Source organism: Sporolactobacillus sp. KGMB 08714 (genome assembly GCF_036598985.1).
In the GTDB taxonomy this organism is placed as follows: domain Bacteria; phylum Bacillota; class Bacilli; order Bacillales; family Sporolactobacillaceae; genus Sporolactobacillus.
In genome coordinates this window covers 74592-97169 of record NZ_JAUUBW010000034.1, presented here as the reverse complement: position 1 = coordinate 97169, position 22578 = coordinate 74592, and the positions used below count along the sequence as shown (strand labels likewise).

The window sequence follows — 22578 nt, the reverse complement described above, 5'->3', positions numbered from 1 at the left end:
CGCAAAAGCTTGTAAAATCTATTCGAGTCACTTCCTTTGAATTTAATCAGCCGTTGGCATATAGTTTTTGTGAATAGACTAACCGGGCGTATAGAAGGAGGATGCTTCTGATGGAAAACATCAAAGGGAAAGTCATTATTATTACAGGCGCCTCGAGCGGTATCGGAGCAGCCACCGCCAAAAAGCTGGCCGGAGAAGGCGCGGCGGTTGTTCTCGGTGCAAGACGTACAGAGCGTCTGGAGGAGCTGGTTTCCACGATCCGCCAAAACGGAGGGGAAGCCGTCAGCAAGAAAACAGACGTTACTTCTGCAAGGGAAGTGCAGGAACTCGTCGATACGGCCGTTGAGAGGTACCATCGTGTAGACGTCCTGTTTAACAACGCCGGGCTGATGCCTCTCTCATATCTTCGTGATCTTAAAATCGACGAATGGGAGCGGATGATTGACGTCAATATCAAGGGTGTTCTTTACGGTATTGCCGCCGTTCTGCCGATTATGAGGAAGCAAAAATCGGGCCAGATCATTAACACGGCTTCCGTTGCTGGCCACGTCGTCAGCCCCGGAGGTGCCGTGTACAGCGCAACAAAATTTGCTGTTCGGGCAATCTCCGAAGGCCTGCGAAAGGAAGAATCGCCCGACAGCCTGATTCGTGTCACCAGCATTTCCCCCGGTGCCGTTTTAACCGAGCTCCCGAGCACGATCACTGATCCGCAACTGAAACAAAATATAATCGACCGGGAAAAATTTCACGGCATCTCTGCCGAGGACATTGCCAATGCAGTGGCCTATGCCGTCAGCCAGCCGGACGGCGTCGCAGTCAATGAAGTACTGGTGCGCCCAACGACACAGATCAATTAAGCCTCACGATTCCGATGCAATCGGCCAACTGCAGGTTCTCGCCTGCCGGTCCATTTTTCATACCGTTTCTGTCAGCTCTCTCCGGCTTCACCGGAGAGAGTATTATTAAATGCAATCACATTCAGGGAGGGGCTTTATGTCTGAAAGATTCAAAGCTTTGGTCGTAGACAAGAAGAATGACCGTTTTTCCGTAAGCATTGAAACACTTTCACTGCATGATTTGCCCGAGAGTGATGTCTTAATTAAAGTCCGTTATTCCAGCGTAAATTATAAAGACAGCCTCGCATCGATCCCGGACGGCAAAATTGTTTCGTCTTACCCTTTTATTCCCGGCGTCGACCTGGCCGGCACGGTTGTCTCTTCAAAAAACCGTCGATTTCGCGAAGGAGATCGGGTTATTGCAACTGGTTTCGGAATCGGGGTCTCCCATTTCGGCGGCTACAGTGAATATGCCAGAATCCCTGCGGATTGGCTTGTTCCTCTGCCTGACGGACTGACATTGGCGGAGGCGATGATCTTCGGCACCGCCGGTTTTACTGCGGCATTGTCAATTCAAAAACTGGAAGATAGCGGCCTGATCCCCGCAGACGGGAAAGTGCTCGTCACGGGAGCTACCGGCGGTGTCGGAAGTCTTGCGGTTGCCATGCTGGCGAAATCGGGCTATCAGATTGTTGCCAGTACCGGCAAGGAAACCGAGCGGGATTATCTGCATCGGCTCGGCGCAAAAGAAGTCATTTCAAGGCAGGACGTCTGTCCGGGAAAGATGAGGAAGCTGGACAAACAGCTGTGGGCTGCGGCGGTTGATCCGGTCGGCGGGAATACTCTTGCAGCCGTTTTAAGCAAAATAAGCTACGGAGGTGCGGTCGCCGTCAGCGGCCTGACCGGCGGAACAGACGTGCCGACAACCGTTTATCCGTTTATTCTGCGAGGCGTCAGCCTTTTAGGCATCGATTCGGTTTATTGTCCGATGGATCTGCGAAAAAAAATCTGGCAGAGAATGGCCTCCGATCTGAACCCGGGAAAAGTGCTGGCATTGCTTCGAAAAGAAATCGGCCTGCAGGATCTGCCCGGGACACTGCCTCTTCTTTTGAAGGGCCGGTCACGCGGCAGAATGATTGTCCGATTATAAAAAATAGTGTTTTTCCCGCTCTGCAGCGGTCTTTATTGGCAATTCAGGCGCTCATGTTCCAGTTCGGAACGGATCAGGATCTGAGCGTTCGGAATCTTTTTTCCCATTCATCTTCTATTCGGTCATACAGTTCATCCACCGTACCGGGACGGATCCAATGCCATTCTCCCTTCTCAGCCATCCGTTTCTGATTTATCTATGACAAGAGGCGGCGACCGGCTTCAGATTTTACCGGAAGCGGCTCATCATCGTCACCCGGATCGTTTATGCTCAAGCATTGAGCCCAGCATTCTTTCATTTTATCTGATTTTAAATCGGATACAATTCATACACTGTTTTAGACAGAACGGATCATGCCCCTGAGATTTAGCTATGAATCTGTCAAATTCGTTCAAAGGGAAAACAAAACAGTTCACAACTCTGTCGAAAAAGCGTAAAATTGATGTAATCACATATGAAAGGTGTGTTTTAAATGGCTCAACAACCGCCGTCCATTCCTCGTCCTCTCGTCCGAACGAACCAGTGGATTATTGTACTGAGCGTAACTGCCACCTGGCTGACCGGCCAGTTCTGGATTCTGCTGATTCCGCTTCTGTCCGGGCTCTCAGGACTCTTCTTTCAATTCAATCCGGTTATGAAACTTGCAAAACTTTTCTTACGCAAGCCTGCGTCTTCCTATATACCGGAGGACCGCGATCAGCAAAAATTTAATCAGACGATTGCCGTATCCTGTCTTTCTCTTGCTTTTATCAGCTATCTTTTGAACTGGCATGTAGCGGCCATCATTTTCACGGCGATCGTCGGACTGGCGGCCTTTATCGCCATCCTTGGTTTCTGCATCGGCTGCTTTATCCATTTTCACCTGTCCCAGTACCTCCAGCGCAGAAGATCTCATGTATAAGCTGCACATGCCATTGCCAAGAAAAAGGAAAATCAGAAGATTTATCCGATCGGGCATAAGGCGGGCAGCAGCCGTGAAATCCGGCCTTTATGCCGCTTGAAAAGGATCCCTTCCTGTTTATCTGTCCGAAAAAATCGAGACGAAAAAATGTCTCGATTTTTTATTGCCGATTCATTCTTTCGTGCCGTTATGCCGTTAATAGAAAATTTTTCCTCATCTATCTTCTTTCCTATTTTTCGCCGGGCCGCCCGAACCTATATAACTGATTGCTCACTCTTTCTGACCGGAATCTATGACACCGATGATAAACAGATTAAGGCACACTCTCTCGAAACAGCGCGGAGAATGTGCCCCTCTTTATGTTGTCTTTCCCTGTCTACTTGGTTCTTCCCTGCCGGGGATTGAAGGCCAGTTCGAATAAGCCCGTAGAAGACAGCCCCGAGAGTCCGCCTGCCCAAAGCCTGTAAGCCGCATCCAGATCGGTGAACGGTATTGCAAGATAACCGATGATCATACCGATGACAACGGCATACACGGGGACAAGATTTTTAGGCAATGAAACCGATTTTTTCAGGAGTCCGACTAACGCGGTAATGATCGGTGAAAGAATGGTAGCTAGCACGAGAATGGTTTCCATAGCAATCGCGCTCCCTTCTACCGTCCATTGTATTTCTGCAGGACTCTATTTATGATCTATTCATTTTGCAAGCATTGCAGGCAGAATCGATAAACGGCGGATGCCGAAAATCAGCCGCCATTCTTTCTTCCTCTTATTCTAAGCAGGGGTTTGGCAACAAGCGGCGAGATGACGGCCGCCGCAAAGGCCTCTGCCAAACCATTCGTACAAACGATAAATAACAGGGCGGGAAGAAGTTTGGACACGTCCATTTGATAGTAATTGGCATAAGGAACTCTGTAAAACAAATAAATCAGTCCTAAAACCAGAACTGTATTCGTCAACGATCCGAGGATGGCCGACAGCGACATCGCCGCGAGATCAAACCGTTTTATTCTTCTTAGCAGCCGGTAAGCGTAACCGGCAAACAGCCCGATAAGTATTCTCGGAACGATGGATATCAGGGGATTGGTAAAAACAATTGGGGCGATCGGGCTGCTGGGGAATGTAAAGGCTCTGATGAACGTCGTCATCCCCCAGATTCCTCCTATAATCGCTCCGTCAACCGGTCCCAGTACGATCGCCGTGATAATGACAGTAATGTGAATCACAGTCAGGCTCAATGGGCCTACAGGTATATAGCCCAAAAAAGGGACGAAATTTTGCAAAATAATGATTGCGGTGAATATTCCCATCAAAACAATTCGATAAGTTCGATTATTGCGCTGATTGTTTTTCATAGAGCCGGGGTCTCCTCAAAGTCAAAATGTAAAAGATTTTATTTGTAAGCGTTTCCGATCTTTAATATAGCACAGGGCCAGTCGGAGGTCTATCTCCGAAAAAGATTCCGTCGACAAATGTTTTTACAGATAGCACAGCCTCCTTATCAAAATATTTTTGAATATGTAAAAAGCTCCCCGCATTTCATCCCATGATCTCTTTCTTTTTTTCCTCAGCGGCCGACAGTTTCACAATATTGTCACGAAATGATTTCGTTGAAGAAACAATAATCATCGGAAATAATTTCTTTGAATGGTCCGTCAATCTTCTGCCGCCGTCCGGATGGACGATGATCAGAAGAACCAGCATAAAGAAACGGAGCCACTTTTTTCTTTGTCCCGCAGGCAGATCGATGACATCGAACCCGAATTGTTCCGCCCCTTGATGCAGTAACGATACGCCATAAAGAGCTCTGACATCGATTTTCCGGTTTTTCACCTGTTCCAGATAGGCATTTAGCCTAATAAACGTTCGTTTCATCGTCCGGATAAGGATGGATGCCATCTGAATGTGACTTTTGGAGTTCAAATAAATATTCAGAAGCATTTTATTATTAAAGTGAAGTTCAACGATTAAATCACCCCGATGCAGCCCTTCGCCGTCATGAAGCGGCAGAAAACGTCCGTGATAGGGTTTTATTTTATAGTACAGCAGATCCTTGGCATTTCTCAGTGACAAGTGATGCAACTTGTGATACAGCGCTTCCCAGAGAAACCAGATGCCGAGGAGGCATTTCTTTGGCACTCTCAGACGGCTTTCAGATACATCCATTTTCACTTCTCTCCTTTCTCAGTCGGAGCGGTAATTTACTTACATTCTATCACAGAGAAAAAACAAAAATCCCGTCATTAATAGAGCCTTGATCAGAATGAAACGGCGATTAAAAAGTGTTGATCATCCATCTGTTTTTTTGCACGTTTTGAATTAACGGCGGTCTGTCCCGGCCATTTCCAAAAATGTCTTATTTAGTATTTCACAGTTTCCTTAAATTTTTCTAAAACAGATTGGAACGCTGAATCAAGGATCGGGGAACGATACCGGCCGGCCTGAATCTATGAATGCCGTCAAGCCGGTTTCGTACCGGTTATTTTGACGAAACCATTTAGAAACCGCCGAAAAAATTCACTTTTTGCATTTCACCATAATTTCACAACCATGGGTCAGTGCTTTTATCTCTCCCGCTGTTCCGTCCCGGCTTCCTGCGTTCCGGAGCTTATTCTTTATATGAAGAAATAGGCTCATGTTTCTTGTTTGCACCCTTTGCACCCCTTCCCTTCCGCTCATATAATGTACTATCACGTAATGGGAGGTGTCTGCATTGGGTTATCCTGCTACTGGTGGATACGGCAGTGGATTTGCTCTGATCGTCGTTCTGTTCATTCTGTTGATTATTGTCGGTACTGCTTTTTGTTACTAAAAGCAGTGCGAAAGCAGGCGGTGCGCCCAGATGCTCATCGGACGAGGATAGCCTGCGCCGGATGTTCCAATACCGTTCGAAAGCACAGCCGATCCCTCGCTGTGCTTTTTGACTGCCGTCCGGACAGGAAGCGGAGGCTGATTCATTGCCGGCGGATCATTCAGGTCAAAACGCACGCCTATTTTTCTGAAGGAAAGGCTCCTTAAAGGATCGGCCGGCATATGAATAAATCGTCCAATCATTAAGCATGGCAGGGAGCGAAGCCGCAGGTGTGATAAAAGGCGAACCGGGCGCGGAATGCCGCCTGTTGTTCTCTGTTCCACCGTTTAATCGGCCTTGTCCGGGGCTTCGCGAAAGGCCTCCTGCCCTGTAGTTTGGATGTCCTTTCTTTTTACAAAGTACTATCTCTGTGCGTTAACCGATGAATGAAATATAAGGAGGTGTGTCTCTTGTTTAATAATCGGCCCTATGGCGGATATTGCGGATGCCCGGGTGGATACGGCGGCTATGGCGGTTACGGATTCGGAAACGGCTTTGCTTTAATTGTTGTCCTGTTTATTCTGTTGATTATTGTCGGTGCAACTTTTGTTTATTGATCAATGCCACGGCCCATTTTCATCGCCGCCCACAACCTTATTTGTTCCATCCCTTTAAGGGCACGCTGCATCGGTGCCCTTCTTAAGTGATTATTGAAGGAAAAGGGTGCGCCAGGAGTACAGCCGCAATGGTCTGCTCAAAATGGTCTTTTATACTCCTCCATTTGTCCCTCACGTAAATGCCCGCCCGCACATATAGTGGATTATCACGTGATAGGAGGTGTCATCCATGGATGGATACAGTCCCGTCAGCGGTTTTGCCCTGATTGTCGTTTTATTTATTCTGTTGATCATTGTAGGCACTGCTTTCGTTTACTAAAAACAAATGCCGTATCCATAGGCACCCATATCAGACCTCCCTTGAGAAAGGGCACCCGGCTAAGGTGCCCTTGATTGTGTTCTGCAAATTCAAAGCCGGTTACGGGCTCTGTTCGGCCGGCCGGTTCGCTCAGGGATTCTTAAAGCCCGCCCTATTTAATCATCAATGAACCCGGAATCTTCCCCGAAAACGGTTGGTCTCTTGCTTGAAAAGCAGATTCTCAAAATAATTGCGAACGACTTTTATATACTGCTTATCATGACGGTCAATAAAATTTTGCTCCAATATTTTTTTCATGGTGCCGGTATTCAGAATAAAATTTACATCTCTGTGTTTATAATGAAAAAATACTTTTTTTAAAATCTTTTTTCCGCTCTTTGTTACGATTAAATGCCCTTCCCTATCATAACGTATTAACAAATTGAATTTTCGAAGCAATTCTTTTCTGTCATACACCCATCGATCCAGCGAGGGGTATTTATTGTCTATCCGTCTGAATAATCGGATCGTATTCAAAACATCATAGTAAGCGTTATGCTGCTTCCCGACGAATTCAAGCCCGAACAGTGAAAGAGCTTTTTTTAAACTCGGCTGCTGATCTAAATGACAGTCATACATCACTATTTCTTGCAAATCCATATATCCTTTGATCCATCTTGTGCTTGCCTTATATTTCAAGGCGTTTTCCAGAAAATAACAAATATCATGACTACTAAAACTGACAAAAATGACTGATTCATAGAAATTGTTCTGAAGTCTGGATACATACGCCTGAAAGTCCGGTGCATCCCTGACAAGATCCAGCGTAATGCCGGTTAATTCCCGGATCGGCTTTTGTATTCCAAATTGTGGTTTTATATAAGAATTAAAATAGTTTATGCGGCTGTTTGTCCCGCTTTTTTCATATAAACCGGAACTGAATTGGATAATTTCATCAATGCCGTTTGGATATAAGTGCCCCATATTGGCCTCGAAGTCCACAATTAAATAAATCACCGCCATCACCTGACCACACTATAGATTATGGACCGTCCGATCATCGTCTTAACAAAAGGCGAATGGCATGACTGCCGTATATTTTTTTCAAATAAACGACAATCTTATTATCTATCAAATCACATTTGGATTCAGTAAATATTCTGCAGAAATAAGATGCGGAACCGTCTGCGCCGCAGCAGCTTCGGAATGGCTTACTGATTATATCAGGCGTATAAATTACGGCCCGGCGGCCAGGCACCTTACCCGTGCGTTTGTTTGGCTTACGGCTGTGACTCGCCCTTGCTGATTCCTGCCGCTGCAGACCGTCGGGACCCTGTCCTGTTTCCGGTTAATCCATCCGTGTCTTTCAGGCAGCTGCCTGTCTCTGAATGCCACCGGCCCCTTTTGTTCTGTACAGGCCCAATCCAATACCGGTGAGTATCGGCAGTCTCAATATCCATATTATACCATAGGTCTGTCTATGCGAATTATTTTCTGCCGTCCATCCTGTCTATCCGCGGCTTCATTTAGGATGAACCGCGGATAAAGCGCTGCGAATCGTCCGTACATTGTTTTCATCCAACCTTTAAAAAGTGCCCGGGTAAATATCATTTCAGCGATATCTATAAACAATAAATTACTTTGACAGATACAGTATTTAAGCGTATATTGTATTCAAGGCGGTGTTGAAATTGTCGGATAGAAAAATTTCCGCGGATCTCCTTCGCGGGCATACAGACACCATTATTTTAAAGCTGCTTATGGAGGGCGATAAATATGGCTACGAACTGGCAAAACAAGTGACGGTCAAGTCGGGAGGAGAATACGAGCTCAAAGAGGCAACCCTGTATGCCAGCCTGAGACGTCTGGAAAAGGAAAAAGCGATCAGCTCTTATTGGGGCGACGAGTCTCAGGGAGGGAGAAGGAAGTATTACCATATAAACACGAACGGTGTGGAACAATTTCACACAAATAAACAGAACTGGGAATATGCCAAGCATATTCTGGATGAACTCATTTAAGAAAGGAAGATTCTCAATGTCAGCAAAATTATCTAAATACCTGGATGAAATTTTCTCGCCTTATGAAGAGCTGCCGCAGATTAAAGAATTAAAAGAGGAACTGTCCCATGACCTTCAGGAAAAAATAAATGACTTAAAGAAAGAAGGACATGACGAAGATGAGGCTTTTAAAAGAGCAACGGAATCGATCGGCAATATTGAAGAGCTTATTGAAGAAATAAAGGACAAGACCCGGGAATTGCAGCAGCTGATCGGAATGGATTTTTCGCTCAGTAAACTGGAAGGCTCCGATTTCGCATCAACCGACTTGAGCAGCGGAAAATTTAACTACAGTGATTTGAAAGGCTCAGATTTTCAGTACGCGAATTTAACTCAGTGCGTATTTAAAGCCAGCAATCTGGAAAATTCGAATTTTTCATATGCCAATCTCACGGATTGCAAAATCACTGCATGCAATCTTAAAAAAGTCAATTTCGATCATTGTATTCTGAAGCGGACGGACTTCGGCAAATCCAGTCTGGCGGGCGTATCTTTCGACGCCATGACCCTGGACAATGTAAATTTCACCTATGCCGGCCTTAAAAAAACTTCTTTTCGGAACGCTATTCTGAAAAATGTCTGCTTTAAAACCAAAGCAAGCGAGGCCATTTTTGACGGTGCGGCGATGGATAAGGGAACCTATGCACTTCTTAAAGGCTACCGGGCCGATCTTAAAAACGTAACCATACTGTGAATTAGAAAAGGGACGGCACTTATGGAAAATATTATTGAAGTCAGAGATTTGCAGAAAGAATTTTCCCGACGAAGAAAAACGGTCAGGGCGGTTCAGGGAATCAGCTTAAATGTAAAGCAAGGTGAAATTTTCGGCTTTCTCGGACCGAACGGTGCCGGCAAAACAACAACGATGCGGATGCTGACGACCCTCCTGCCGATCGGGCGCGGAGACGCGCTGGTTGCCGGTTTCAGTGTCAAAAGGCAGCCCCGGAAAGTGCGGCGCCGAATCGGCTATGTCAGTCAGCTGGGCGGAAGCGATCTGCCGGCGACCGGGCGGGAGAATCTGATTCTTGCCGGCCGGCTCTATGGGATCAGCCGAAACGATGCCGAGAAAAAAGCGGATGAACTGATTGAATTATTCGATCTCGGCGAGCTGCAGGAAAGAAAAGTAAAAACTTATTCGGGCGGTCAGAAACGCCGTTTGGAGATTGCTCTCGCCATGATCCATCGACCTGAAATTCTGTTTCTCGATGAACCGACGACGGGCCTGGATCTTCAGAACCGCACCCATCTCTGGGACCAGATCCGAAAATTAAAGCGTCTGGGAACAACTGTCTTTTTAACGACGCACTACTTGGAAGAGGCCGATGAACTGGCCGATCATTTATCCATTATGGATCATGGAAAAATGATCGCCGAGGGAACGCCGGGATCATTAAAAAGACAAATCCAAGCGGATATCATTATTATTAAACCGCAGGATTATCAAGCGGATCGATCACAACTGGCAGAAAGTCTGTCCGGCTCTGATACGATTAACCATGCAAAGGTAAACGGAGATTCCATTTATCTCTATGTAGAAAACGGCACACAAACGCTGCCTCGCATTTTTACATGGCTTGAGAAAAGACATATTAGTCTTGAGTCCGTTTCGCTATCGCAGCCTTCGCTTGACGATGTGTTCTTAAAATATACCGGACGTTCGTTAAGAGACACAGGAAGGGAGCAGATTCAATGAAAATTATTCATGAAACAAGACTGCTGTTCTGGCGCAAAATGCTTGAGACACTCAGAGAACCGGTCTGGATCTTTACCGGATTGTCTACGCCCCTGCTTTATCTTATTCTCTTTGCCCCGCTGCTTAAAGGGCTTCATTCTCCCGTGTTTGGATCATCATCGGAAGTTCTTGATGTCTTTGTTCCGGGAATTCTGGTCCTGATGGCATTCGGAGCCGGCATGGGATCCGGCTGGGAAATTATCGGCGAGCTGCAAAACGGAGTGACCGAAAGATTCAGAGTCACTCCGGTAAGCCGGTTTTCATTACTTATGGGGCCTGTTCTTCGGGATACCGTCATGTTTCTCGTCCCGGCAATGTTGATTCTGGCTATTGCCGCTGTCTTCGGCTTTCCGATACATCCGGCCGGTTTATTTCTGCTTCTGATTCTTCTCGCTCTTCTGACTGCCGTCATTTCGGCTGCATCCAACAGTCTGGGCATGATTCTGAAAAACATCGGAAGCCTGGCTGCGATTGTGACAGGCATGCAGCTTCCTCTGACCTTGCTGGCAGGCGTCCTGCTCCCGCTCTCTTTCGGACCGAAATGGCTTCAGCTTATCGCCCATTTCAATCCGCTTTTTTATGATGTAGAAGCGGCACGTGTTCTGGCAAACGGCACCCTTCTCGCTTCCCGCGTCTATGAAGCGTTTCTGATTATGATCATCCTGACGGCCCTCGTGCTCTGCTGGTCGACCCGGGTCTATCGAAAAGCGATCTCATAAGACGTACAGGAAAACGGTGACGCCGGGATCCTGATGCTCCGGAAAATTATAAGCGTTCAATAGCCCGCTCCGGAAATAAGGGGGGAAACTTTTGAACGCTTACAGATCGAACATTTGTTTTAGCATTTTTAAAAATCATAACAAAATGATCAACTTTACTCCCTGGCCGCCGTTTATTTCCTGACGGTGCCGTTCAGGGAGCTGATTATTTTTCGGAAAGCCGCTTCGCACCCTGACCCGCCGCATAAGAAGTCTGAACGGACTGATGAGCATGATCACGTTTATTAACTCCAAAGGCATAATAACTCATCACAACGATACCTAAGAAAATAATTCCGGCAATAAGCGACAAGCGTGTGTCGTTATTAAACCACATACCGATCAATACCGTCACTAAGAAAACAATTGTCAGATAGTTTGTAAAAGGGGCAAAAGGCATTTTAAACGGATGTTGGCCCATTTCTGCCCTTCTTACCTTTCTGAATCGTATTTGACTTATTAGGATGGTAAACCAGGGGATCATGCCGGGCAGCACGCTTGCACTGTACACGTACACAAATACCTTGGACGGCGCAATATAGTTTAAAACAACCCCTATAGCCAAACCAATGAGTACGGCAATCGTACCGTATAACGGAACACCGTTCCGGGAAACTTTCATAAAACATTTAGGTGCCTGTCCGAACACGCCCAGTGTATAAAGCATACGTCCGGCACTGAAAATCCCGCTGTTACATCCGGACATGGCGGCTGTAATGACGACAAAGTTAATCACGCCGGCTGCTGCCGTAATCCCGATTTTAGCAAAAGTCGTCACAAAGGGACTGCCGATTGCATGAAGCTCATTCCATGGATAAATCGTTACGATCACGAAAATAGCTCCAATGTAAAAGATCAAAATACGCCAAATAATGTTTTGAATCGCCCGGGTCAGCGTATTCTGCGGGTCTTTCGCTTCACCGGCCGTGATCCCGATGAGTTCAACCCCTTGATAGGCCGCAATGACCAGCGATAATGCAAAGAAAAATCCTTTCCAGCCTCCTGTAAAGAATCCGCCGTGCGCCCAGAGATTGGATAATCCGATCGCCTTTCCTCCATTACCGAATCCGAAAAAAATAAGGCCGATTCCGGCGACTATCATTAATACGATGGTTACAACTTTAATCATCGCAAACCAAAATTCAAATTCTCCAAACGATTTCACTGAAACTAAATTCGCCGTACCGAGAATCAACATGACAACGATGCTCGGTATCCAGGCAGGCAGAGTCGGAAACCAGAACTTCATATAAGCTCCGACAGCTATAATTTCGGACATTCCGACGATAACCCACTGAAACCAGTTGCTCCATGCGGTCACATACCCTGCCAGCGGATGGATGTAATTGTGTCCGAACTTGGCAAATGAACCCGTACTGGGTTCCAAATACAGCATTTCTCCCATTGCGCGCATGATAAAAAATACAAAGATTCCGCTGATTGCGTAAGCGAGCAGAACAGACGGACCCGTCCATTGTATCGTGCTGGCGGATCCCATAAATAAGCCCACGCCAATTGTGCCGCCTAAAGCAATCATTTGTATATGACGCGCACTAAGACCTCTTTTAAGTTTTTTATTCTCCACCCGGCTTCCTCCTTTACGTAAATAACTGTACGCTTTACGGCTGTCTCTGTAAATAACTTTTTTATCCAGATTATCTAAATCCAAGAAGCCCGCCATTTTCTTTTAAATAAAAGTTACTCTGAAATTATTTTCCTGAGGAGCGGACGGATGAAAATTTTTCTCCGGAGCCGCTCATTCCCCTGAGCTTATCCGGAATGTTTCTGCATGCCGGCTATTGTGCCCCGGCCACGGCTTATAATCGCGGCTGACGTCGGCCTGAGTCAGCTAAAACAGCGGCTGCCGCAGTCATCCGCCGGAACGGCAGATGCTGTGCCGTCTTTTGCTTGAAGGGCAGAACCGAATAATGCTAGGATAGTTCTGCGGGCTCAAAGGGGGAGTTGTTTATGGATCGTTTAAATTATGCCGTCATCGATTTTGAAACTGCAAATGGATATCGGGCATCCGCCTGTTCGCTTGGTATGCTGAAAATGATCAACGGAAAACTCGATGATTCATATTACAGCCTAATCAATCCGGAAACTTATTTTGACCCATACAATACCTATATCCATGGCATTACAGAGGAAGACGTTTCCGGGGCGCCGGCCTATCCGAAAATTGCCGGCGATATTCGGGCATTCATTAAGGATCTGCCCGTCGTCGCTCATTTTGCTCCCTTTGACACGGGGATCATAAGAGACAGCAATCAGCGATACGGCATCCATTTTTCATTTGATTACTTCGATTCCTATTCCCTTGCCCGTTCATTGATTAAGTCAGGGATACATTCTTATAAGTTGGATGAGGTTGCCCGCTATCTGGGCTATCGATCTTTTAAACACCACCATGCACTGGAAGACTGCAGAGCCTGTTCGTTTATCATTCATGAGCTGGCCGTTAGGCACAAAGCGGAAACCATTGAAGAATTGATCCATACGGGGGGATACAACTGTTTCGGACACGTCAATCAGGATGAAAGCTGGCGGCCATTCAGGAAAAGGCGGAAATCGCCGGCTGCCCCGGATACCTTTCGTTCACTCGATTTCAGCAAGGCCGGCAATGCAGATAAGAGCGGATATTTCTACGGAAAAAACGTTGTGTTTACAGGCAGATTATTAAAGATCCAGCGAAAAGACGCCATGCAGTGTATTGTTGATTGCGGCGGGATTCCTCAGAAAAGCATGAACAAAAAAACCAATGTCCTTGTCATTGGAAAGGAGGACCCTAAAGTCGTCGGCCCGGACGGCAAGTCAACAAAGATTAAAAAGGCGGAAAAATTAGTGTCCGAAGGCATCGATATTCAGGTTATAGGTGAAGACGAATTTTTAAAAATGATCCAATAAATAAAGACGGCCTGGCAATTAAAAAGACACCCGGCCAAATAATCTTCAGGACGGATGCCGCTTGCTTTGCCTGCCCGGGCGGCGCAAAAAAGAGCCCTGACATGAATGGCTGTCCAATCAGAAAAACAGAATTAGCATGATGCTGAAAAGATAATAAACGAAAGAAATAACCATTCCGTACCATTGGAGGGAATGGGGCTTTCGGCAGTTATTTTTTTCCACCTTTCTTTTTATACTGCTGCTGTTCTTAAAGAAAAATTTTTTACAGTTTTCAAAGAAAATTACAAATGCCCGTTCGTGCCATAGCCATTGAGACATAATGACAATGCTCAATACAAGAGCAAACAAAAAACTTGAATTGGAAAGTGTGAGCACGTTGAAGCGGCCGCCTTCCCAAATAATGAAAATCAGATAGACGGGCAATGATAGAGCAAAATATTTAATAAGTTTCAGCAGCTTGATTTTTTCTCGCATTTTTTAACTGTTCCTTATATGTTTCGATTTGATTCTCTTTGCATAAAACAAAATGGCTCGTTTCTATCTCCTGCAGTCCCCCGCTCAGGTCACCCTCATGGTTCTGGTAAATAATCCGCGAACGACTGATTTCTTTGTACGGATCGGCATGGGGAATAGCCGATAATAGACTTCTGGTATAGCGATGAAGAGGGCGGCGATAGACTTCAGCTGTCTCTCCGGACTCTACGATTGAGCCGCGGTACATGACAGCCACTCTGTCACTGATATACTTAACCATTGATAGATCATGCGCGATAAATAAATAGGTTAGATTCCTCTCTTTTTGCAACTTTTTCAGAAGATTGACGATCTGAGCCTGAATGGACACGTCAAGTGCAGAAATCGGTTCGTCGCAAATGATTAGCTTCGGTTTTACCGCCAGGGCCCGTGCAATGCCGATTCGCTGACGCTGCCCGCCGGAAAATTCGTGCGGATAGCGTCCGGCATGCTCCGGATTTAAACCCACGGTTTCCAGCAGCTCCCTGACCTGACGATCCCGGTCTTCCCTTGAACCGGACAGATGATGCACGTCAATCCCTTCTCCGATAATATCCAGGACCTTCTTTTTGGGGTCCAGCGAAGCATATGGATCCTGAAAAATCATCTGAACATTTCTGCGAAATCCAAGCTGCTCTTTTTTCGATTTAATCGTTGATATATCTCTACCCGCAAAATATATTTTCCCTGCAGTCGGTCTATATAATTTTACAATGCATCTCCCGGTTGTCGTCTTACCGCAACCGGATTCACCGACTAATCCAAGGGTCTCACCCTCAAATATGTCAAAACTGATGTCGTTAACCGCCTTGACCTCCGTTCGTTCGGCCCGGGCAAAAAACTTTTTTAATCCCTTCACTTGCAATAGACTGTTTCTGCTCATCGGCTTCTCCCCGTTTCTTATAAAAAATTTCATATCGACGTCGTATTGAAAGAGGTATATCAATCTTCGGCGCTCTTTCATCGAGCAGCCAGGTTGCCGCAAAATGGGTCGGCGACAGTTGAAAAAACGGCGGCTCGAAGTAACGATCCGCTTCAAGCGCATATGGATTTCTTGAATAAAACACATCGCCCTTTGGGGGATTCAGCAAATCAGGCGGCGTCCCCGGAATCGCGTATAATTCTTCGCTCGTTTCGTCCATTGAAGGAACGGATTGCAGTAATCCCCAGGTATAAGGATGCTGAGGATAATAGAAAATTTCTTCCGAGGTCCCTATTTCGACAATTTTTCCTCCGTACATGACAGCGACCCGGTCTGCTATCTTTGCCACTACGCCCAAATCATGGGTGATGAAAATAATGGACGTTCCATTCTTTTTCTGAATATCCTGCATCAGCTCGATTATCTGTGCCTGTATGGTTACATCTAAAGCAGTCGTCGGTTCATCCGCAATCAGGACATTCGGGTTGCAAGCCAATGCAACTGCGATAACAATTCTTTGTCTTTGGCCCCCTGAAAACTGATGAGGATAATTTTTATACCTAACTTCACTATTGGGTATGCCAACGAGACGCAACAACTCCAGTGTTCTTTTTTTAGCCTCATGCTTTGACAAGTGTAAATGATGAATCATCGGTCTGGCGATCTGTTTGCCGACAGGCATTGTCGGATTCAGTGATGTCATTGGATCCTGAAAAATAATCGAAATTTCTTTCCCGCGAATATTCCTCAATTCACGGGGCGTTTTGGTCAGTATTTCGCTTCCTTTATAAAGAATGCTGCCGGCATCAATTGAGGCATTTTTTGAAAGCAGGCGGACAATGCTTCTGCACGTTACCGATTTGCCTGAGCCGGATTCCCCCACAAGGGCGAGTGTCTCTCCATGAAACAAGCCAAACGAAACACCTCTGACCGCATGAACTTTCCCAGAAAGTGTATCAAAAGACACATGCAGATTTTCTAAAGACAGTATTTTATTTTTGTCTGACACAGGATCATCCCTTCATTTTCGGATCGAAAGCATCTCTGAGCCCATCGGCGAAAATATTAAATGAAATCATAATTAAACTGATAACAAGAGCCGGATACCACATCAGGTGAGGATAAAACTGGAAAGTCTGATATCCGTCATTAATCAGCGTCCCGAGAGAAGCATTGGGAGCTCTCATCCCCACGCCTATAAAACTTAAAAAAGCTTCAAAGAAGATGGCATTGGGAATGGTGAACATCGTTTGAATAATGATGACACTGCTTAAGTTAGGAAGAATATGGCTGAAGGCAATTTTCACCGGTCCCTCTCCTAGAACTCTTGCTGCCAGGATAAATTCCTCTTCCTTTAGCCGGAGTGTTTTTCCCCTGACAACTCTCGCCATGGTGATCCAGCCGATTAACGCCAGGGCCATAATAATTGAAACAATGCCCGGCGGAAAAACAAGCAGCATCAGTACGACGACGACCAGGGTTGGAATGCCTGAGATAATTTCAAGCAGCCGCTGCATCACCGTGTCCGTCTTTCCGCCCGACCATCCTGAAATCAGCCCGTAGGCGACGCCGATTGTTAAATCAAGAAATGCTGCCGCAAATGCGATAAGCAATGAGATTCTTGTCCCATAGAGCAACCTCGAGAGCAAATCTCTGCCGAACTGGTCGGTGCCTAAATAAAAGTAAACCGAGGTGGGAACATTTTTCTGCTTGTAGACATCAACCCAGACGCCGGCCTGATTCGCATAACCATTGAACCCGTTAATATGTACACCGGGGATCTTCGGGGGCAAAAAAGAATACTGGACTTGCTGAGTATCGGGATTATGCGGCGAAATCCAGATCGAGGCGACTGCGGCGAATAAAATCAAAAGCAGAACCATGAAGGAAATCACAGCGCCTTTATTTTTCCTGATCCGCCTCCAGCTGTCTTGATAGAAACCGGTTGTGACTGACTGATCCTCTTCATTTTTATACTCTTCAACCTGAGGAGATAACTTGAAATATTTATCGGGCACTCTTTTAACAGCCTGTTCATTCATTTTTCGCTTCCCCCAATTAAGCGTATCCGCGGATCAATCAGTACATAAAGAAGATCGACAATCAAAATCACGACAACGAGAAATGTTGAATAGAGGATAGTCAGACCCATAATGGTAAAGTAATCGTTTGAAAGGATCGATTTGACAAATTGTTCCCCAATGCCGGGTACGGCAAAAATCTGCTCGACAACCAGGGACCCGACTAACAAACTGGCGACCATCGGGCCCAGGACCGTAATAAGCGGAATCACCGCATTCCGCAATCCGTACCTGACAGCAATCTCCCATTCGCTGAGTCCCGTAGAGCGCGCTAATTCGATATAATCGCTGTGCAATACATCAATCATCTCAGTCCTGACAAACCTGGCGGAATCAGCCAGAGGCGCGAAGGCTAATGCCAGCGATGGGAGAACCGACGAAGCAAATCCGTTCTCCCAGAGCCCGATAGGCAGCCATTTTAAGTTGATGGCAAAAAGGAGTTGCAGAAGGACGGCGAAAACAAAATTGGGGACAGATCGTCCTAATATTGCAATTAAAGACGCTGAGGTATCCAGCCACGTATTCTGAAACATCGCGGCAATGATACCGAAAAAAATGCCCACTACTGTGCCAAACAGGATTGCCTGAATGCCAAGCTGAACGGAAGGTCCTAATCGTGTTGCAATGATCTTACTGACAGGCTGGTTCCCGAACTGAAGGGAAATGCCGAAATTGCCTTTCACAACTCCTTCCATATAAAGCAGGTATTGTTCCGCTACCGGTTTATCCAGCCCATATTGTTTGTTCATGACCGTTTTCTGAACATTTGTTAATTTTTCCTCATTACCATAAGGCGAGCCGGGCAATTTTTGCATCAATAGAAAGGTCACTGAACTGATTAGTAATATGGTAACAATCATGTACAGAATCCTTTTGAACATGTATTTTAGGAAACTCTTCAATCTCTGTAACCTCTCTTTCTGAAGAAAAAACAAAAAAAGGGAAGACAGGTCAATCGTCCTCCCCTTTCCATAACCATTTATTTAACGAGATAGGCATGAGTAATATCAAGCGGAGCACCGAGGTTGTGCGTTACAATTCCCTTTACCTTTGCGTTCACTAAATAGTTTTCCGAACCCTGATCCAGCGGAACAACGACTTGCTTATCGAGTAAGTATTTCTGGGCGCTCAGAAGATCATTCCATCTCTGTTTCAGGTTGGTCAGATCTGTTGTTTTAATCTTATCTATAAGCTTGTCGTACTTCGGGTCATTGAATTTAGCATGATTATGCTCGAAAGTAGAATAGAACTGTTCCAGGAAGCTAACCGGATCAAAATCTCCGGTCCAGCCGCCTAAAGCCAAGTCGAATTTATAGGACATCATCTTCTGGAAACGTACTTTAGCCGGGATATTGCTTAAATTGATGGTTACACCCGGTAAAGCCGTTTCAATTTGATTCTGCAAGTATTGGCCGACACTCTTCGAACTGGCATCGTCAGTCGTCAGCAAGGTAAAAGTAACCTTATTAACGCCGAGTTCTTTTTTCGCCTGATTCCATAATTGTTTGGCCTGGGCGGTATTATGAACAACCAGATTCCCCGCAGCATCGGCAAAATCCTGCCCGTTTACCGGACTCTTTGCCAGCCCCTTGGGAACCACTCCGGTTGCCGCACGCGAGCCGTCTGCAAGAACATTTTTAACCAGCTGATTGCGATCGATGGACAGGCTTATGGCCTTGCGTAAATTTTCGTTCTGTAAATATTTGTTGGAACTTGTCCCGAATTCCAGGTTTGTGGACCGCAGCGCTAAAACCGTTTTATACCTTGGATCTTTCTGAAATTGTTTGACGAAATCACCGGACAACTTTGCTGCATCCAGCTTTCCTGCCTGGAAGAGATTGATTCCGGTGGATGTCTCTTTCACAACCTGAACATTAATTTGATTCAGATGAATATTTTTTTTGTCCCAGTAATTCGGGTTTTTCTTGTACGTCCATGACAGGCCCGTTCCATCCCAGTTCGTCAAAACGAAGGGTCCGTTGCTTAATGTATTGGCACTGCTTGTACCGTATTTGCTCCCTTTCTGGGTAACAAACTTTTCATCTTGAGGAAAGAGGTTTTCTGACGAGAGCGTTTCCTCAAAATAGGAATCCGGCTGTTCCAGATCTACTTGAAGCTTCGTATCCGACAGTGCTTTGACCCCCAGTTGATCTGTACTCTTCTTTCCTTCACTGATTGCCTGTGCATTTTTAATGTTAAAAAAAACACTGGCATTCTGAGCAGCCGTTTTAGGATCAAACAGGCGCCGCCAGGCAAAAACAAAATCTTTGGCAGTCAGCGGATCCCCGTTCGACCACTTAAGGCCCTTTTTAATATTAATAGTGTATGAGGTTTTCGCACTATTCGCCGGTACTGGATTTCCAACGGCAAGCGCCGGCACGGGATCATTGTTCCCATTTATTTTATACAAACCTTCACCGAAAATATCAATTTGTTCCGCACTGGCGGTATCATACTCTTTTACCGAATCTGCCGTCGGCAATTCGGTCAGGGCAACCCAGTTTAACACTTGCTTGTCAGCCAGATTGCCGGTCGTTTTTTTCGTTGAGGAACTGCTGCTGTTTGCACTCGTCCCGCAGGCTGTCAATGAGACGATCAAAAGGATGATTCCAAGAAACGCGCTTACTTTTTTACCTATTTTCTTCATGAGTGCTTCCCCCTCTTTTTTCTGAACGGTCCTGTTAAACCTGTCTGTTAATTTACGGTCCTACACACGTCCCTTCCGCGTATGATCCGCGAATCCGGCCGATATTCGCCGGTTATCGCACCTTCACTCAATTAACATTGAGCTTTCGCATACTTTTTGAATTAAAGCCTTAAGATCTCCCTGTGTAAAAATCCGCTATGCTTCCTGCACTTTTATGCGGTGCAGAAGCTTTATAAAAAAACGGAATTTCAACAACAGGGATTCTTAAGCCGCTTATTCGTTCCCATGGATTTTCTCTCCCTCTCTCATTAAAATCTGGTTTTTTATTCAAATGCCGATGCGGCAGTTAATAAGTGTAAAGGTTGAATAAGTATTGACATATGAATTCTTGGATTAATTCCGACAGATCGGCGATAAATAATTTTCAATACAATAGCGAATCAGCATTTATCAAAGCAAGGCACGCTGACACGAGTTAACCCGATTAACAATCTCCCGTTTATGTCCGGCAAAACGCCGCATCATATGCCATGTTTCGGATCGCTTAAAAGGCTCCTCTCCAGGTTAAACAGAAACAGCACGCTTACTATTCCGCTCATGCAGTGCAGTGGGCGAGCAAAATGACATAGACATAACCCGTTGCTTTTCATCCGCGATCTCACAGTATGGAAAGATTCATCATATGAACAGGTGACCAAGCAAAGTCCGCCGCTTTCTGCCGAAACAGTGTTACAAGCTGAAAATCCTCCATTAAAAAACGATATTTCCACATGCCCGATCTGGCAAAATGTATGAGTGTCATTCGATAAACAGGGATCTATTTTCTGCCAATTTATCTGTCATCTTCAAAGCTGACTTGCCGAAAGGACAGTCTTGTAAAAGAGAAGAAGTATAACCTATATAGTGAAGCTGTTCAAATGGTGAATGGTACCCACTCCTGTTGTTACTGAACCGGTTCAGTTTTCTGGGCTAGTTTTTCAAAAATGGCTGTGACAAAATCAATGCCTTTATCATAATCACTTAAGTGAATATGCTCATTCGGTGAATGGGCTCCCGAACCCGGATCGCTGACACCAAAGGACATCAGGGGTGCATGAAGATAATGATGAAACAGATACATCGGCCCCGTTCCTGAACTTGTCGGCACCAATTGTAACTGATCTGCTCCGCCATAGACATCTGCCGCCACCTTGAGTACATCCTGAACAATGGGCGCGTCCAGATCGGAACGGTAGCTTTTTTCTCCCATCAGGTATTCTACTTTTACATCAGTGAATCCCCGTTTAATTAGGTACTTCTGCACCTTTTCCTGAATATCGGCAGGGTCCTGGTGCGGTACCAGCCGGCAATCAATCTTTGCCCTGGCTGTATGCGGAAGAACCGTTTTAACGCTTTCACCCTCATAGCCGCTGGTCAGCCCGGCGATATTGATCGTCGGTTCAAAAGCATAAGCTTCCTTAATATTCTCAAATAAGAAGGGCCGCGTCAGTCCATGCAATGTTTTTATCGCATTCTTATCCAGGTTCATCTTGTTAATGAGGTCTCTGGCTCGCTGCGACGGCTGCTCAACGTCATCATAAAATCCATCAACCAGAATTTTTCCTGTTTCAACATCCCGCAGAGTCGATAATGCCTGGGCAAGGCGCCACCCCGGTCCTTCAATGTAAGCTGCTGAAGATGAATGAATATCGTCTTTTCCGGTTCTGGCCACTAGGTCAAAGCAGCTGATGCCCTTGTTCCCGCCTGTAATTTCCAGTTTCCCTTCAGCCGTCTTCGATCCGCCTTCCCAGACAACGAGGTCTGCCTGGAAAAGATCGGCATATTTTTTTAAATAATCCTCCAGATTCCGACTGGCAATTTCTTCTGCGCCTTCCACAAAAAACTTAACCCGGCAGGGAAAGTCTCCATGCTCGTGCTCATAAATCTTCAAGGCGGTGAGCCGCACGATCAGTTCACCTTTGCAGTCTGAAACACCGCGTCCAATCAGCCTGCCTTCAGTCTCAGTCAATGTAAACGGATCAGAGTTCCATTCATCGAGCGGCTCAGGCGGCTGAACATCATAGTGATTATAAAATAAAAGAGTTGTCTTGTTTTTTTCCGGATCGCTTGACTGAAAGTCGGCATACACCAACGGATATTTATAATCTGTGAGTGTTTCGGAATGCCCGCCGGCCGTTCTGAATAATCCGGTCAGAAAATCCGCTGTTTCCTTAATGGACGTATTTTGAGCCGATACAGATGGAAATGCGATGTAATCGGCCAGATATTTTTTGTATCGTTCAACAATCTCATCTCTTTCACTCATGACTTTACCCTCTTTTAATATTTTTTGTGTTGCCTGTTTGCAATTGCCGTGTCTGAAAA

General features: G+C 45.8%; 22 protein-coding genes. 11 read left to right on the top strand and 11 right to left on the bottom strand.

Features of this window, described 5'->3' with window-relative positions:
* Positions 1–110: 110 nt before the first annotated feature.
* From Q6A92_RS14595 to Q6A92_RS14585, 3 genes are all read left to right on the top strand, one after another.
* Positions 111–857 (top strand): SDR family oxidoreductase, encoded by a 747-nt coding sequence (locus Q6A92_RS14595; protein WP_332238544.1) that lies wholly within the window; start codon positions 111–113, stop codon positions 855–857.
* Positions 858–993: 136 nt separating this feature from the next.
* On the top strand, positions 994–1986 hold the full coding sequence (locus tag Q6A92_RS14590; protein ID WP_332238543.1) for an NADPH:quinone oxidoreductase family protein: 993 nt from the start codon (positions 994–996) through the stop codon (positions 1984–1986).
* Between the two features lie 472 nt (positions 1987–2458).
* On the top strand, positions 2459–2887 hold the full coding sequence (locus Q6A92_RS14585) for a DUF4395 domain-containing protein (protein ID WP_332238542.1): 429 nt from the start codon (positions 2459–2461) through the stop codon (positions 2885–2887).
* 376 nt (positions 2888–3263) lie between these two features.
* On the opposite strand, the gene Q6A92_RS14580 is transcribed toward Q6A92_RS14585, so the two are convergent.
* The 3 genes from Q6A92_RS14580 to Q6A92_RS14570 form a co-directional block, all read right to left on the bottom strand.
* Positions 3264–3524 (bottom strand): holin, encoded by a 261-nt coding sequence (locus Q6A92_RS14580; protein ID WP_274400759.1) that lies wholly within the window; start codon positions 3522–3524, stop codon positions 3264–3266.
* Between the two features lie 110 nt (positions 3525–3634).
* Entirely contained in the window at positions 3635–4243 is a 609-nt protein-coding gene (locus tag Q6A92_RS14575) for an ECF transporter S component (protein WP_274400760.1), read from the bottom strand.
* A 184-nt stretch (positions 4244–4427) separates the two neighbouring features.
* Positions 4428–5054, bottom strand: a complete 627-nt coding sequence (locus Q6A92_RS14570) for a YkoP family protein (protein ID WP_274400761.1) — start codon at positions 5052–5054, stop codon at positions 4428–4430.
* 547 nt (positions 5055–5601) lie between these two features.
* On the opposite strand from Q6A92_RS14570, the gene Q6A92_RS14565 reads away from it, so the two are divergent.
* From Q6A92_RS14565 to Q6A92_RS14555, 3 genes are all read left to right on the top strand, one after another.
* Complete coding sequence (locus Q6A92_RS14565) at positions 5602–5700, top strand: YjcZ family sporulation protein (RefSeq protein WP_332238541.1); 99 nt, start codon at positions 5602–5604, stop codon at positions 5698–5700.
* Positions 5701–6149: 449 nt separating this feature from the next.
* Entirely contained in the window at positions 6150–6296 is a 147-nt protein-coding gene (locus tag Q6A92_RS14560) for a YjcZ family sporulation protein (RefSeq protein ID WP_274400762.1), read from the top strand.
* Between the two features lie 229 nt (positions 6297–6525).
* On the top strand, positions 6526–6615 hold the full coding sequence (locus tag Q6A92_RS14555) for a YjcZ family sporulation protein (RefSeq protein WP_274400763.1): 90 nt from the start codon (positions 6526–6528) through the stop codon (positions 6613–6615).
* Positions 6616–6777: 162 nt separating this feature from the next.
* On the opposite strand, the gene Q6A92_RS14550 is transcribed toward Q6A92_RS14555, so the two are convergent.
* The gene (locus tag Q6A92_RS14550) at positions 6778–7617 is read right to left on the bottom strand and encodes a 3'-5' exonuclease (RefSeq protein WP_332238540.1); all 840 of its coding nucleotides are present in this window, start codon (positions 7615–7617) and stop codon (positions 6778–6780) included.
* Between the two features lie 668 nt (positions 7618–8285).
* On the opposite strand from Q6A92_RS14550, the gene Q6A92_RS14545 reads away from it, so the two are divergent.
* Genes Q6A92_RS14545 through Q6A92_RS14530 form a run of 4 tightly spaced genes read left to right on the top strand, consistent with a single transcriptional unit; the run spans position 8286 to position 11105 of the window.
* Entirely contained in the window at positions 8286–8615 is a 330-nt protein-coding gene (locus Q6A92_RS14545) for a PadR family transcriptional regulator (RefSeq protein WP_274400765.1), read from the top strand.
* Between the two features lie 16 nt (positions 8616–8631).
* Complete coding sequence (locus Q6A92_RS14540; RefSeq protein WP_332238539.1) at positions 8632–9348, top strand: pentapeptide repeat-containing protein; 717 nt, start codon at positions 8632–8634, stop codon at positions 9346–9348.
* 21 nt (positions 9349–9369) lie between these two features.
* Positions 9370–10347 (top strand): ATP-binding cassette domain-containing protein, encoded by a 978-nt coding sequence (locus Q6A92_RS14535; RefSeq protein WP_332238538.1) that lies wholly within the window; start codon positions 9370–9372, stop codon positions 10345–10347.
* Positions 10344–11105, top strand: coding sequence for an ABC transporter permease (locus Q6A92_RS14530; protein ID WP_332238537.1), 762 nt, complete (start codon positions 10344–10346; stop codon positions 11103–11105). Before Q6A92_RS14535 ends, Q6A92_RS14530 begins: the two co-directional genes overlap by 4 nt.
* Before the next feature lie 205 nt (positions 11106–11310).
* Here Q6A92_RS14530 and Q6A92_RS14525 read toward each other — a convergent pair whose 3' ends face one another.
* Positions 11311–12729, bottom strand: a complete 1419-nt coding sequence (locus Q6A92_RS14525) for an amino acid permease (protein ID WP_332238536.1) — start codon at positions 12727–12729, stop codon at positions 11311–11313.
* Positions 12730–13112: 383 nt separating this feature from the next.
* Here Q6A92_RS14525 and Q6A92_RS14520 point away from each other — a divergent pair, with 383 nt between their 5' ends.
* Complete coding sequence (locus Q6A92_RS14520; protein ID WP_332238535.1) at positions 13113–14051, top strand: exonuclease domain-containing protein; 939 nt, start codon at positions 13113–13115, stop codon at positions 14049–14051.
* Positions 14052–14490: 439 nt separating this feature from the next.
* Here the strand turns inward: Q6A92_RS14520 and Q6A92_RS14515 are convergent, their stop codons facing one another.
* The 6 genes from Q6A92_RS14515 to Q6A92_RS14490 form a co-directional block, all read right to left on the bottom strand.
* On the bottom strand, positions 14491–15447 hold the full coding sequence (locus Q6A92_RS14515; protein WP_332238534.1) for an ABC transporter ATP-binding protein: 957 nt from the start codon (positions 15445–15447) through the stop codon (positions 14491–14493).
* Complete coding sequence (locus Q6A92_RS14510) at positions 15365–16495, bottom strand: ABC transporter ATP-binding protein (RefSeq protein ID WP_332238533.1); 1131 nt, start codon at positions 16493–16495, stop codon at positions 15365–15367. Before Q6A92_RS14510 ends, Q6A92_RS14515 begins: the two co-directional genes overlap by 83 nt.
* A 4-nt stretch (positions 16496–16499) precedes the next feature.
* Entirely contained in the window at positions 16500–17528 is a 1029-nt protein-coding gene (locus tag Q6A92_RS14505) for an ABC transporter permease (protein ID WP_332238532.1), read from the bottom strand.
* Complete coding sequence (locus Q6A92_RS14500; protein WP_332238585.1) at positions 17525–18448, bottom strand: ABC transporter permease; 924 nt, start codon at positions 18446–18448, stop codon at positions 17525–17527. Before Q6A92_RS14500 ends, Q6A92_RS14505 begins: the two co-directional genes overlap by 4 nt.
* A 98-nt stretch (positions 18449–18546) precedes the next feature.
* Positions 18547–20214: a peptide ABC transporter substrate-binding protein gene (locus Q6A92_RS14495; RefSeq protein WP_332238531.1), complete on the bottom strand. Its 1668-nt coding sequence runs from the start codon at positions 20212–20214 to the stop codon at positions 18547–18549.
* Positions 20215–21157: 943 nt separating this feature from the next.
* Positions 21158–22519, bottom strand: a complete 1362-nt coding sequence (locus Q6A92_RS14490) for a M20/M25/M40 family metallo-hydrolase (RefSeq protein WP_332238530.1) — start codon at positions 22517–22519, stop codon at positions 21158–21160.
* Positions 22520–22578: the final 59 nt, after the last annotated feature.